At 42.1% G+C, this 14,536-nt stretch carries 12 protein-coding genes and 1 pseudogene; 11 read left to right on the forward strand and 2 right to left on the reverse strand.

Annotated elements, in window-relative coordinates:
* The first annotated feature begins 408 nt into the window (after positions 1–408).
* From G3569_RS07110 to G3569_RS07130, 5 genes are all read left to right on the forward strand, one after another.
* On the forward strand, positions 409–2,823 hold the full coding sequence (locus G3569_RS07110; protein WP_165267519.1) for a TonB-dependent receptor: 2,415 nt from the start codon (positions 409–411) through the stop codon (positions 2,821–2,823).
* A 297-nt stretch (positions 2,824–3,120) separates the two neighbouring features.
* Entirely contained in the window at positions 3,121–3,315 is a 195-nt protein-coding gene (locus tag G3569_RS07115; protein ID WP_165267521.1) for a hypothetical protein, read from the forward strand.
* A gap of 71 nt (positions 3,316–3,386) precedes the next feature.
* Positions 3,387–4,574: a DUF4221 family protein gene (locus tag G3569_RS07120; protein WP_165267523.1), complete on the forward strand. Its 1,188-nt coding sequence runs from the start codon at positions 3,387–3,389 to the stop codon at positions 4,572–4,574.
* A 52-nt stretch (positions 4,575–4,626) separates the two neighbouring features.
* Positions 4,627–5,034: a hypothetical protein gene (locus G3569_RS07125; protein WP_205720067.1), complete on the forward strand. Its 408-nt coding sequence runs from the start codon at positions 4,627–4,629 to the stop codon at positions 5,032–5,034.
* 43 nt (positions 5,035–5,077) lie between these two features.
* The gene (locus G3569_RS07130) at positions 5,078–6,196 is read left to right on the forward strand and encodes a DUF4934 domain-containing protein (RefSeq protein ID WP_165267527.1); all 1,119 of its coding nucleotides are present in this window, start codon (positions 5,078–5,080) and stop codon (positions 6,194–6,196) included.
* A gap of 44 nt (positions 6,197–6,240) precedes the next feature.
* Here G3569_RS07130 and G3569_RS07135 read toward each other — a convergent pair whose 3' ends face one another.
* Together G3569_RS07135 and G3569_RS07140 are read right to left on the reverse strand one after the other, a co-directional pair.
* Positions 6,241–6,606, reverse strand: a complete 366-nt coding sequence (locus G3569_RS07135; protein WP_165267529.1) for an AraC family transcriptional regulator — start codon at positions 6,604–6,606, stop codon at positions 6,241–6,243.
* A gap of 573 nt (positions 6,607–7,179) precedes the next feature.
* Positions 7,180–8,472 carry a DKNYY domain-containing protein gene (locus G3569_RS07140; RefSeq protein ID WP_165267531.1) on the reverse strand — a complete coding sequence of 431 codons (1,293 nt, stop codon included), beginning with the start codon at positions 8,470–8,472 and terminating at the stop codon, positions 7,180–7,182.
* Between the two features lie 676 nt (positions 8,473–9,148).
* On the opposite strand from G3569_RS07140, the gene G3569_RS07145 reads away from it, so the two are divergent.
* From G3569_RS07145 to G3569_RS07170, 6 genes and pseudogenes are all read left to right on the forward strand, one after another.
* The gene (locus G3569_RS07145) at positions 9,149–9,619 is read left to right on the forward strand and encodes a methylated-DNA--[protein]-cysteine S-methyltransferase (protein ID WP_165267533.1); all 471 of its coding nucleotides are present in this window, start codon (positions 9,149–9,151) and stop codon (positions 9,617–9,619) included.
* A gap of 85 nt (positions 9,620–9,704) precedes the next feature.
* Entirely contained in the window at positions 9,705–11,297 is a 1,593-nt protein-coding gene (locus G3569_RS07150) for an amidohydrolase family protein (RefSeq protein WP_165267629.1), read from the forward strand.
* A 111-nt stretch (positions 11,298–11,408) separates the two neighbouring features.
* Entirely contained in the window at positions 11,409–11,987 is a 579-nt protein-coding gene (locus tag G3569_RS07155; protein ID WP_165267535.1) for a PepSY-associated TM helix domain-containing protein, read from the forward strand.
* 97 nt (positions 11,988–12,084) lie between these two features.
* The gene (locus G3569_RS07160; RefSeq protein WP_165267537.1) at positions 12,085–12,453 is read left to right on the forward strand and encodes a (2Fe-2S) ferredoxin domain-containing protein; all 369 of its coding nucleotides are present in this window, start codon (positions 12,085–12,087) and stop codon (positions 12,451–12,453) included.
* A gap of 579 nt (positions 12,454–13,032) precedes the next feature.
* On the forward strand, positions 13,033–13,179 hold the full coding sequence (locus G3569_RS07165) for a transposase (protein WP_165267539.1): 147 nt from the start codon (positions 13,033–13,035) through the stop codon (positions 13,177–13,179).
* A gap of 119 nt (positions 13,180–13,298) precedes the next feature.
* Positions 13,299–14,216 (forward strand): annotated as a pseudogene (locus tag G3569_RS07170) (IS3 family transposase); the annotation flags it as partial.
* Between the last annotated feature and the right edge of the window lie 320 nt (positions 14,217–14,536).

Below are 14,536 nucleotides of genomic sequence, written 5' to 3' on the forward strand. Positions count from 1 at the left end.
AAGTTACCCGGATGAGTTCCAACCTCGACAGTTGAAGATTATGTTCAATCGTAAAACTCAAAAGCTAAGCAAGTTCATAATACTGTTAGCCAGTATGTGCCTGGTTGGGTCTGCATTCCATATCCACCAGCTCCATCCTGACTACAGTTTGCACGATCACGGTCTCAACCACCATCTTAGTGTTGAAAAACAGGATTGTACTGCCTGTTTACATCTCGCTAATGCCCCAAATTCTGTTCAAAAAACTACAAGCAGGAAGTACCCTGACGTTGAGCGATTAGTACTACCTGGCACCCCTGCCTCAAAAATTCAATTAGTCTCAAAACGCAATAATAAATCGCCCCCTTTTATGAGTAGTGACTTACCGTTACAACAATCATAACTCATAAAAAATTACCTATACCTATAATGAACAGTCGATCTAAAATTTTACAATTACTATTATATACCGGTTTCTTTCTATTCGTTGTGGGATCAGTAACCGCTATTGCTCAATCAGCTGAAAAAGCATCAATCGAAGGTACTGTCAGTGACCAAGAAAAGGACCCGATATCGGGCGTGAACGTGGCTTTGCCGCAACTCAATCGTGGTACTTTTACAAAAGGAGATGGTTCTTACAGCATACAGAACCTCCCTTCGGGGACATATACAATCGTCTTTTCTTTTGTAGGATATCAAAACAAAAGACAGCAAGTCACTTTGCATCCCGGAGAAACAGTTACCTTACGGGTCTCTCTTGAGCAAACCCTCATCAGAAATGAAACCATAACGGTTACTGGCACCCCTTATGCTTCCGACCCGCTTACGACGCCGGCCGATGTGGATGTACTTACCGGCAGCGATAAATTTTCCAAGCAGCAAACGTCACTGGGTTCTTCACTTGATGATCTCGCGGGGGTTTCAAGTATCTCAACCGGAAGTCAGATGGGCAAGCCCGTTATCCGGGGACTCAGCGGCAGTCGGGTTCGCGTTCTTGATGACGGTGTAGCCATGGACTACCAACAGTACGGCGTGCGGCACGGCCCTAATGTAGACCCTTTTACCTCTGAGCGCATTGAAGTCCTTAGGGGAGCAGCCAGTGTACAGTATGGTTCAGATGCGTTGGGAGGGGCTGTAAATGTCATCTCCAATGCTTTACCCGATGCTATAGACTCTCAATCATTTCTAGAAGGAAAAACACTCGGAGAATTTGCCACCAACAATAACGAACTGGTAGGTGGTTTGCATTTAAATGGTGCTACCGGCCGGTGGGGCGTTACCGGTACCATTATTCGCCGGTCTGCCGGTAATATGACCGTACCTGAAGTGCCCACCTTTCCACAATCGGCTGATTCCACAGCCCCGAAGTTTTCAGGTGAACTTGACCATACCGACTATGATCAGTTGAACGGCAGTTTAGGGATTGGGTATCAAACCTCAATCGGGCAACTCACTGCTGAATATACCCGCTGGCAAAATAACCATAACTTCTTGTTACCAAATGGTAAAGGATTAGGACAAAACCTTGAAAATAACTCATTGCAAATTGAAGGGAACCTTCAACTTAATAACAATTTCATCTTAAAACCCAGCTTTACCTACGCCAGCAACCTGCGCCAGTCCAACCCAGGCGGTGCAAACGCTGAACCCCGCAGCGAACTTCCGGGAAGTGGTTTTGCTCACCTTGATATCCTCACAAAAAACTACACCGGAAAAGTAAACCTGGATCATCCTTCGGTTGGTCCGTTTTCGGGGGCTGTTGGACTTGAATACAAATACAAAGATCAAGATACCCGGGGCGTTGAGCCGCTTGTTCCTTCTGCAACCATACAAAATTTTGCTGCCTTCGTGTTTGAAAAAGCAGAATTTGGAGATTTCACGCTCTCAGTGGGTGCCCGCGCTGATGCCCGTTCCCAGGAAGCGGACCCCAACGCGGATCTTAATCTGCCCGATTTTTCTGCCGAAGAAACAGCAGATGTTCTTGATCAATCCTACTTTGAATTCAGTGGTTCGGTTGGGGCTACCTACCGAATCACCAATTCCTTTGCCATTGCCACCAATATCGGGCGTGGCTTTCGCGCCCCCAGCCTATTTAATCTGCATGTGGATGGTGTGCACGGTGGTATTGCCGCATACCAGGTCGGGAATCCCTATCTAGATCCCGAAAGATCACTAAACACAGATCTTTCAATCCGTTGGAGATCAACAAATGTAAAAACAAAAGCCACAATCTATCGGAATGCAATACAAAACTACGTTTTCTTGGTAAATACCGGTGAGTTTGCAGGTCCCAACAATGATGGTCCGCCTGTTCTCAAAACCGTGCAAGGAAATGCACGACTATTGGGAGCCAATGCGGATATTACGGCTCAACTTTTACCCTGGCTACAGCTATCGGGAACATTTGAAACGGTAACCGGCGAAAATGTAGATGAAAGTATATCACAGGTTAATGATCTGCCGTTACTCCCTCCAACAAAGATAAGCGCCAACATAAAACTTATTCAAAAAGATCTGGGAGCCTTCCAAAATACTTTTCTAGACTTGGGAATCACTCACACCTCTTCAAAAGAAGCAGCGGGCCGTTATGAGCCATTTTGGCAATTTGGGAATGCCCCTAAGTTCAATAACTTTGGAGTAGCTTCAACAGATGCTTATACGCTTATCAATGCCACTATAGGCGGTGAGATATCTATATGGAATCGCCCAATATCAATGCAGATATCTGCTAAGAACATACTAAATAAAGACTACCGCGACTTCTTGGATACCTATAAAGGGTATGCCCTTAGTCCCGGACGAAATATTACGTTCAGAGTAAAAGTGCCTTTCACTATTCTTTGATTTGAGAATTGACTCTTTTTAGTACTCAACCCTGCCAGAGTTCAACCCTGGCGGGGTTTTATTTTAATTGTAAATAGCACGAACAATTTGTCTTAAACTAATTGGTAAGAGAATTACAATTACTCTTTTATTCTTCTTATCTCCTATAGGTTCTTGTCAGCCAATAACTTACTCTTTGTATGAAAATTCGAGTAGTAAATTAACAGAGTAAATTCATGTATTGATATCTATTTTCAATTTCCAGAATCTACTATTGCATCAAAAATATAACCTAAGAGAGCAAATGAGGTATTTGTCATGAAGAAAGTAAAACGTAAGCTTGTCTCAATAATAACAGTAGTCTTGATAACACTTGGGGGCTTAGCAGCTGTAAATGCAGCCTGTCTTAATGACCCCGGTAATAATGATGGCGACTGTATTTCTGACCAATACGGTAATGACTTCTGTGAAGACAGTTGGGCATGGCACGACTGTGTGCAAGGATATTTTTAATATCAAATAATATAACAATTATAAAAGGTGTCCTCTGCCAGAGAGGCACCTTTTGTATAACAACATCTTCTATGAACCTCGACAAATATCTATCAGCGATATTGATCTTCGCCTGCTTTTATTCATGTACCAATATACATGAAAATAAAAATCCAAGGTATCAAAAAAACAGCATATCCCCCCATCAGGAATCTTATACGCTACAGATCTCAGACACAATCCGATTACCTTTAGATCATTATTCTATCCCACTTAACCGTTCAATCAATACTTTTTCTCTTAATAATGCCACTTATTACAGCTTTATAAATAAATTCAAAGGTACTATTTACATATACAAATACAACCGGGAATCGTTGGTAAAAAAGATACCAATAGACCAAGAGATACTGGAAAAGTATAATAATATCACGGGTCTTCATATAGTATCCTTCGACTCCATTTTTGTTTTTGATTATAACAAGACCTCTTATCTGTTACTAAATCAAAAAGGGAAGTTACAAAGCACATTAGCCCCTCCCGACTCATCCTTCAAATCAGTAAAATATCCCCCAAGTCCAAAAGGATGGATGACAATGCCTATCGTAAAAAGAGGATCTCAACTGATTACAGCCGGTTATAAAACAGGTGAAATGACTGATGAAACAAAAAGAAACCGGCCAATTACACTTATTTTCGATTCCCAAACTGAGGAGACTCATTTCCAGGGGTATTACCCAGAGGTCTATAGAGAAGGTAATTGGGGCGGTTCTCTATATCGTCGTTTTTATTATACCTATAACCCGTTTGAAGATCTGTTTATTTACAGTTTTCCTGCTGATCATCATGTTTCTGTGAGCCAACATACTCCACAAAATACATTCAAAAAATATTATGCAGGCAGTAAAATAATTCCCTCAATCAACTCTATGGGGCAATCCAAATACTTTTCTTTTTCGAAAATGGATCGAAGAAAGCACTTTGCAAAAAATTATAGTTATGGGCCGATTTATTTTGATCCATACCGCAACAGATACTACCGTATTGCAGAAAAGAAGATAAAAGACTTTAAGGATGATCTTTACAAAGAAAAGTTACTGATTGGCCTAAACAGCGATTTTAAAAAAATATTCGAATTTGATTTAAGCAACTATTTTCAGAATAAAATATATACCTATGGAATATTTGTTACGCAAGAAGGTCTCAATGTTCAAGTTCTGGATGGTAATGAAGATCAAATAACTATAAAAGTTGTAACTTTTTACGATGATGAAAACTAAACTTCACCTCTATTCTCTCCTATTACTATGTTGTTTCCTTTTTGGAGCTAACATGAGCTGTACCAATAAGGAAGAGACAATTAAAAATACGCAGGAAAAAATTACTGATTTTTTAACCACCGAAGGGATTGACTCAGATTATATTCTCTTGGTTCCTAATTCGGGTTGTCCCGGTTGCATTTCTACCGCCGGCCTATTTATCAAAGATCATTATCAAAACAAGAATCTTTTTGTTATTCTAACTCGTATTTCATCAGTAAAGACTTTTGAAATACGTACTGGTATTCAGGTTGATTCAACATCTAACATCATTGTAGATCAACAAAATCATTTTTTGATAAACGGAAAGAATAAAATATATCCTGCTTTATTCACCTGGAAAAATCAAAGGTTAGAATTCAAAGGCTATCAAAAACCGAAAAATGATATATTCGGATATCTGCAGAAAAAACTTCAATAACTTTCGTCCAGAGTTTTTTTGCTCGATTTTAATACTATTTTCGGTGGTATTCGTTCTAGCATCCTGTCAATCGCATAACCGTGAAAACAATTTTGAGCTGCCCGATAGCCTCTTCACTAAGCATCCAGAATTTACAGCAATAAACTTTAGTGAAAAGACCAAGGATATTCCTATCGAAAAAATTGCAGCTGGTATCAGATTTGTGCCTCTTGAAACTACTGAAGGTTCCCTCTATAAAGTTATAGATGACCTTTTTATTAATGACTCGCTTATAGTGATCAATGCAAGAAGCAAAGTTCTGTTCTTTAACAGGAATGGAAATCATAAATACACCTTTAAAAATAGTGGTCGTGGTCCCGGTGAATTTCGAACTATTTACAGTTTTGCCGTAAATTTTGAAGCAAACTTAATGGCCATTGCCGATATTAAGTTTATAAAACTATATACCCTTCAGGGAAAATTTCTTAAGGAGCTTAAACTCCCTTCGATGCCTTTTTCGCTCACTCCCAACATTCGCTTTTTAAAAGAAAATAAACTGATCATCGAAAACAACCGTATTAAACCTCATTATGAAGATGACTTCAGTCCCCTTTGGATTTATAACCTAGAAACAGAAAAAGGTTATCCCATTTTTAAGAATTATCCAGACAGTACCTCTCATTTTCAGCAAAAGTATACGTTTAAAGGTGAACTATATTCCTATCAAAACGATATTAGATACCAATCAAGAGATACTTATAATATCTACTCTGTTGATACCTCCGAAAATCTTACTCTTCGGTATAAAATGGATTTCGGGGACCTTTCCATGCCTATCGGAGCTATACATGATGCCAAACGGTACCGGGATTACCGCGAACGATTTATTGAAGTTTTTAATATCCGAGAAAGCAAGAGATATCTTTTTGTAAAGTTTGGTCGGGATCGCAAACCAGGAATTGCTCTCTATGATAAGACTAAGAAGTTTGTAAAAAGTTATGATAACTCTTCTGAGGGGTTCAGATCCACTGAATACCCTAACCTTTCATTTTGGCCCAAAAAAATCACCAATACCAATCAACTTATCTGCATACATTCAGCCAAAACTATACAACAATCTAAGGCAGAATTAGATATCGATGAAAATGACAACAGCGTCCTTTCTTTTATTGCCTTAAAATGACTCTTAGCTAGCCTAATAGCAGTTACACCAGCTAATTTTTATCATCAATTATCCTCCAGTGCTATTAATACTTCCTCCGCCTCTTTATCCGAAAGAGCTTTAAGTTGAGTAGGTGATTTTGCAAGATGTCGGTTTGTAAAGTTATACAATGCCTTTTCATCCGGTAAGCTATGTGCCCAAGCAATTTTAATGCAAGACTCTCCATTCTGGCGCAACTGCTTAATTATACTCTGAAGACGTACCCGCTTTAAAACCTTCGAAGGTCGTAACCTGAAATGACGCAAAAAATGCCTGGAAAACAACTTACTGTCCTTGTAATTCATTAAATACGCCCACTCATATACTCTTGCCACAGAATCGAGATGCCTTTCCAATTCAGCGATTGCATCTCCTATTGGTTTTCTATTCATTATGCTCTCTGATTATATTTTTGTCCTACTTAACATTTCAAAGAGTTCCAAAGATGGCGGATGTTACAAAAAATATGTATTTCCAATTGAGAATCTCTGATCTACTGCCCACTCACTACTAACAAATCAATCAAACTAAGGGAACGGTGAATCTCATCGTCTACTTATATACCTTGTCACTAAAATCGTTTAACAAGCAATACAAATACTTTTATCAGGCAATAAACATCCCTTCTCAAAGATTTAAACCTCTACGTCATATTTTGCATCACCCTTTCGGCAGTGATGGGGGGGGCAGTATCGCACCTACCCTGCCTAAGATGGTTAGCGTACTGGAAGTCACCAATAAAAAGGTCAGTCTCCTTATTACTGTTTTACCGTGCCCGACTTGTTTTTAACGCCCTTTTTCCGGTATTTTTGCCGATTGAATCGGGCGTAAAGTAATAACTGGCTCCCTCTCTTTTTATCTTTCGTATTGCTGGCACTGCCAGTGCTGTTGCAACCGATTTCACATGGTTATTGATACTACAGTTGGGCTTTTTGGAATAGCTTGATCTTTTTACTGCTTGTTACCTATTCTTGCGAGGCTACCTTAGCTCCATTATGGTAATAATGATTGTTATCACGAGCTTCTGCCTCTCGTTCTACATCATAATCGATCACTTCGAAGCTTTTGGCATTGGCGCCCTCCACTTCCTGCACGCCCGACTTATAGTCAGCTCGATAGTAAACTCTCTGATGATCTTTCAAATACCCTTTCCCCAGTACGGCGATAGTATTGGGATCGGCCCCTTCGATAATCCCAGCATGATCTTTACTTAGGTTATACACATGACGAGCATCTACGGCAAGGTAACCCGCATCCTCCAAAAGTTTAAAAGTTCCGAAATTGTGACCTGTTATAATTGGTTCGGCTTTGTAGAATACGCGGGCTTTATCCATACTAAATTCATAGTTTAGTACCGTAAAAGAACTGGGAGCCTCTGAGGGAATACGTTGCCCCCTCCAATAAACATAACTCTCCCCATTTTGCTCTAATGACTGTGTATAGTGGTAAGGTTCTTCCGTTAGAGAACGAAAGTTTTCAGGCACAGCTTCAGGTATCACTTCGCCGTTAAAATAAACAGCAGTATCGTCCACCCAATAATGTTGATCGGCCTTGGCCGCCGGTTTAAAACTATCCGGATCGGCTCCGGGGATCATTTGCCCTTCATAATAAACATACTGCTCATCCCTCCAGTAGGCCGGATGTTCCTCATTTATTACCGAAAAGGTGGCCGGATCTGCTTCTTCTATAAACTCAATTTTATCATCAAAGCTATCTGCATAGAATACCTTGAATTTATCTTTTGCATATAAATAATTCGTACTGTTTGGCAAAAGAGTGAAGGTAGAGGCATCTATCCCGTTAAGCTCAGTACCCCGGTAATAAACATGATTCGAATCCTTGGCATAGGGTGCTCTTTCTTTTAAAGATGATGGCAACCCAGACAATATTTTAAAACTAGCAGCCTCCGCCCCAATCAGGGCCTCACCGTTATAATAAACCTCTCCACCACTAACAGAGTATCCTTCATTCAATATACCCTGCGACAAATTCCATGCAGCCTGTGGATAACCACTTGCAAAAAGTAGCCCACAAACTCCGATAACGCTTCCAATGAACATCATCCGGCCCGATATGTTAAAAAATGACCAGCCAAACAGCCAGTAAACTCCAAATATTATAACGGGATAGCTCAAACAGACCATAACTATAATATAATTAGACAAATTATTGCCGGCACCCGGTCCACCAAACAACATTACTGAACTTATCCAGCACAGTGGCCAAGCCAAAAGAGCAAATGATACGATCCAATTCATCCCATTTATAATTATTGAGTTAAATATTGTTGTTATAGCCCTCTCTATATATAAATGGCAATACTAGAGTTGGGCATATCGATTTTGATCCGTGTCCATGTCCAGATCAAATGTGCATATATCATGAATGCAATTAAAGAAGGTAGGCTACAAGAAACAGATTGGACCTTGCCTATAAAGTCTCTCGTGACCTACTATCTAATTTATTGCCACATATCCTATTCAGACGGCGGTTAACTAACAATATTTCCTGTTGAAAGGCAAGATCACTAAGCCATTATCATATCTATCCTAGACCGATAAATACCTAAACTTTGAAAAGCCAAAAATTCTATGAATTCTCAGCTTTACTGTTACCTTCCGAGAATGGGTAGTGATGGGCAGAAACAACAATTTTTATAATAGGATATATCTCCAAGACAGACCATGCAAGATGTTTTTACAAAAAATGGTCAATCCTTTTTCAAATTCACATACATTATTCAGATATTATTGGTATAAAAAAGGACCTCAGGAGTATCCGTCCCGAGGCCCTGTGCTTTAGGTTTCAGCATTTAGGAGTGACTAGTTGACTAACTAGATTAGGTCTAGAGAGACAATAATAGTGCGTTCTGTTAACAAGAGTATTGCGAAGGGCATTTGTTACAAAAAAAATTAAATTATTTTTTCTTCTCTTTTGAGCCTCGTTAAAAGTCACTACAAATCACCGCTGGGTTGGCTCGAATTGAGCACATCAGAGGGGTTTTTGTACCAAATTTCGTTTTTAGACAGCCGCCCCAAGCCTTTATTAGAAATTACTAATACTAGCCACAAGAAAATTAAGAGTGAATTAGATGAATATTTCCGAGGTGAACACAAACAGTTTACTCTACCCTTGAAGCCCGAAGGCACTAATTTTCAGCAACGTGTATGGAATGAACTTCAACAGATACCATTTGGATGCGTTACAAATTACGGTGAATTGGCAAAACGGCTAGGTGATGTTAAAAAAGTTCGAGCTGTTGGCAGGGCAAACGGTCAAAATCCCATTCCTATCATTATTCCGTGTCATCGAGTAATTGGTGTAAACAATAATCTTGTGGGATATGCCGGGGGAATCAGTCGAAAAAAGTTTTTGCTCAAACACGAGGGAGCCCTTTTATTATAACAACCTTAAAAACTTTTTACTGTCGGATGGCTGTGCAATTTGTACATTCACCGTATCTTTCACGTTAAGAAACTATTACAATATGATGACCTTTCGACGCTTAGCTGTTCTACTGATTAGTATCATTGGCCTTGCCATCACTGCTAATGCTCAGGTTCAAGAAGCCCCGGAACGCACAATGGGCGAAGGACCTTATGAAAAGCTTATTATCCGCGGTGTAATGCTAGTTGATGGTACGGGTTCTCCTCCCCGCGGTCCGGTTGATGTGGTGGTTGAGGATAATAAAATTGCCACCATCCAATCCGTAGGCTACCCCGGCATACCCATTGATGAAGATCGACGCCCCGAAGCAGATACTAATACGAAAGAGATCCAAGCCAAGGGTATGTACCTGCTACCCGGCTTTATTGATATGCATGCCCACACCGGCGGTGTTGCCCAAGGCACCCCTGCAGAATATGTGTATAAACTCTGGATGGCCCACGGCATCACAACCGTTCGCGAACCCGGCTCTTTTAACGGCATGGAGTGGACTTTGCGTCAAAAAGAACGAAGCAGGAAAAACGAGATTACTGCCCCACGTATTTTCTCTTATATCGGCTTTGGAATGGGTCACGACGGACCTATAACTACGCCTGAAGAAGCACGAAAGTGGGTGCAGATGATCCATGACGAAGGTGCTGATGGCATCAAATTTTTCGGAGCCAGTAAACCAGTATATGCCGCTGCTATTGATGAAGCCAACAAACTGGGCCTTGGCACCATGACTCACCACGCTCAAACCCGTGTCGTCTATAATAATGCATTGGAATCGGCTCGATTGGGACTTACCAGTATCACTCACTGGTATGGCATCCCCGAAGCCCTTTTCACAGGTCAGATTATTCAAGACTATCCTCTTGATTATAACTATAGTAACGAGCAGCACCGCTTTGAAGAGGCCGGAAAATTGTGGCAACAAGCCGCTGAACCATACACTGAAAAATGGAACAGCGTGATGAATGAAATGCTTGAGCTCGATATTACGCTCAATCCCACTTTTACTATTTATGAAGCCAGCCGCGATCTCAGTGCTCAACGACGCGCCGAATGGCACGAGCGATATACCCTACCCTCTCTTTGGGATTTCTACAAGCCCAGCCGTATCTCTCACGGTTCGTACTGGCTGAACTGGGGTACCGAGCAAGAAGTTGCCTGGAAAGATAATTTTGATCTCTGGTTTGAGTTTGTCAATGAGTTTAAAAATCGCGGGGGACGTGTTACCCTGGGCTCCGATGCCGGCTATATCTATAAACTCTACGGATTTGCCTATATACAGGAAATGGAGCTTTTCCGGGAAGCCGGATTCCATCCCCTCGAAATTTTCCAATCGGCTTCACTCAAAGCAGCTGAGGTGTTAAATATGGATGATAAACTCGGCACCATTGAAGTTGGGAAACTGGCAGACATGGTATTGGTGGATGCCAATCCCCTTAAAAACCTGAAAACTTTATACGGAACCGGTGCGATACACGTTAATGATGAAAACAAGCCGGTACGCATCGGCGGCGTTAAATATACGATTAAAGATGGCATTGTTTACGACGCTAAGAAGATGCTCGAAGATGTGTCCAAAATGGTAAAAGAAGCAAAGGCTGAGAAAGAATATGAGATTACACAACCAGGCCTAGACTATTAAAGGCAAGGTTCCACCTGTTTCCATACTTCATTTATTCCTGACATATCTCCTGCTGTATACTTCCTAATCTCTTACAGCAGGAGTATAACATTACAAAAATTTTAGTTATTAATGGGTTTCGACCTGCGTAAAGACTCACGAAAGTTACATCGGTGGGGTGCTATCTTAATAGCACTTCCTTTTTTAATTGTCCTTATATCAGGACTCTTTTTACAGGTAAAAAAAGAGTTCGACTGGATACAACCCGCTACCCAATCCGGTAGCCAGGTAGGAGCCTCACTCCCTTTCGACAGTATACTTAACACAGCTAAATCCATTCCCAAATTAGCGGTCAACGAGTGGGAAGATATAGACCGGTTGGATGTACGTCCTGATGATGGCATTATCAAAATTCGGAGTACCAATGGCTGGGAGGCACAAATTGATGCCCACACCGGAGAAAAACTACAACTGGCCAAACGTCGTTCAGATGTTATTGAAGCCATCCACGATGGGTCATGGTTCCATGATGAGGCCAAGCTCTGGCTGTTTTTACCCTCTGCTGTCGTTGTACTTATCCTCTGGCTTACCGGTATCTACCTCTTTTTTTATCCCTACTTTGCCAAATGGCAAAACCGCAAACGCCTCAAAGAGAGAAAACTTGAAAAGCGAAGAAAAGAACGTCAGAAAGAAAAAGAAATGGCCCTGTAACATTCTTTTCACATATAAATTCCATAGTGACAAAAGCTATCATATCTTAGCGATAATCCTTATCATTGGGCTTTTTAAATAAAGGATTGAGAACAAAATGGCCGAGACTCCAAGCGATAAAGCAGAAGAACTTCATGTTGATGACATTCAGCGACATATCTTTTTATGTGCTGATCAGACCAAACCAAAATGTTGTAACAAGGAATGGAGTATCAGGGCCTGGAACTTTCTTAAAATGCGTCTCAGAGAACTGGGGCTGGATGGCGCCGGAGGCGTGTACCGAACCAAAGCCAACTGCCTGCGTATCTGTAAAAAAGGTCCGGTAGCTGTAGTTTACCCTGAAGGTATTTGGTACCACTCTTGCAAACCCGAAGTATTGGAACGAATCATCCAAGAACATCTCATTAATGGTAACCCCGTTGAAGAATACATGTTTGCTGAAAGTCCTCTGCAAGAAGAAGATTAGGCTTTTCTCTAATGAAATTATTTATAGGAATATAGATATTCCGAAGGGAATGTTAATTCTTAATATCCCGCTCCTATCATTTTTTAGGAATTACCCCTCCAATAGCTGGAATGGCATTAAAAAACAACGCCTGTCATGGTGAGCGTAGTCGAACCATCTCCATGAATCGATTGGTTAATGCGTGACAGCTGCTTTTTTGATACTACGCGAACTTATTCGGGGGAGATCCTTCGGCTTCACTCCGTTCCGCTCAGGATGACATTGCTTTTGCTGGGGAAAGGAGTTCCCCTGCCTGATCATAGGGAGCGACCAAGGCTGAGTAAAAAGTAGTACATGCGTTCCAACGCAGAGCATTAAACCGAGATCCCGGAAGAGATACTTCGCTGAGCTCAGCACATGGTTCGGGATGACAAGGAATTTATAATATGGTTTTTTAAATCGGAGATCCGGATTTCCATAAATAGATGAGCAGTACCATCCCCCTTACCCCCTTCTGATTACACCCAATGGACTTGCTACATTTTGGTAGACACCCAGTTAAGTCATAGATTGTACGACACATATTATAATAAAACAATCATGAGCACAACAAACAGACGAACTTTTACCAAACAGTTTAAACAGGATGTAGTCCAGCAAAGCCAGCACTGCGATACCATTACCGAGCTGGCTGCTGATTTAGGGCTGCGCCCGGAACTTATTTACCGGTGGCGATCCGAGCTGTGAGATGACCCGCAGGGAAGTTTTCCCGGCAACGGCGTGCCCAAACAAACCCCGGCCGAAGAAAAAACAGCGCAATTAGAACGGGAACTAGCTAATGTGCGCACCCAACGCGATATCTTAAAAAAGGCCATGGCTATCTTCACAAATCCAAACGCGTAATTTATACCTTTATGGAGAACAATAAACATACTTTTCCCATAGTGAAGATGGCCGAAATCCTGGATGTATCGCGCAGCGGATATTACAGCTGGCGGGACCGAAGCCCCTCGCGGGGCAGCTTGGAAAACAAGCGGCTGACAAAAAAGATACGCCGGGTCTGGACCGATTCCGGGAAGACCTACGGCAGCCCTCGGATCCACCAGCAGCTGCTGGGCGACGGAGAATCGATCAGTCGACCGCGGGTGGCCCGCCTGATGGCGGCCGCAGGAATCCAAAGCCAGATTCGCAAAAAGTGGATTCCGACGACTCATTCGGCCCACAGCGAGCCGGTAGCTCCAAACCTGCTTGACCGGAACTTTACTCCCGGCCAGTTAGGCCAAGTCTGGGTCAGTGATATTACATATATCCAAAGCCGTAACGGCTGGCTGTATGTGACGACCATCATGGATCTGGCCGACCGCCAGATCCTCGGCTGGTCATTGTCGAAAAGCATGGAGGCGGCCCAGACCATCATCCCGGCCTGGGAGGCCGCCTGCCGGCGGCGCCCACCGAGTCGTGAGCTTTTGTTCCACTCCGACCGAGGCATCCAGTATGCCTGCAGGGAATTTATGACACTGCTGACCGCCGAGCCGCTGATCACTCAGTCGATGTCTCGGAAAGGCAATTGCTGGGACAATGCGCCGGCCGAAAGCTTCTTTAAAACGTTTAAGGCAGAACTTCCGGTCGATACAAAACCCTGCACCGAGCGCCAGATTCGATCGGCGGTATTTGCCTTTATCGAAATCTGGTATAACCGAAAACGCCTGCACTCAACGCTGGGATACCAAACACCGGCACAAACCGAGCAACAGTTAATCAAAAAACAGGAATCAAATGCATGATATGCCTTAACTCACTGTCTACTTTTTTGTAGCAATTCCACTTTTCATTCGGATAATGTCTGAAGGGGGAGCTTTTTCTTGCCCTTCGACACAACTCGGAAAAGGAATCCCTCCTCGAGGAGGGTGGGCAATTCGTGGGCTTCGAATTGGTCGGGAGGTGTTCCGTTCTTGAAAATAGCTCTATTGATATATGCCTCCCTTTAGATGCTAGGCGAACTTATTCCGGAAGAGCCTTCGACTTTACTTCGTTGCGCTAAGGATCACATTGCTTCTGCTGAAGAACAGAGTTCCCCTCCCCGATTATAGGGAGCGACCAAGAG

The sequence above is a fragment of the Fodinibius halophilus genome (assembly GCF_011059105.1).
Lineage (GTDB): Bacteria > Bacteroidota > Rhodothermia > Balneolales > Balneolaceae > Fodinibius > Fodinibius halophilus.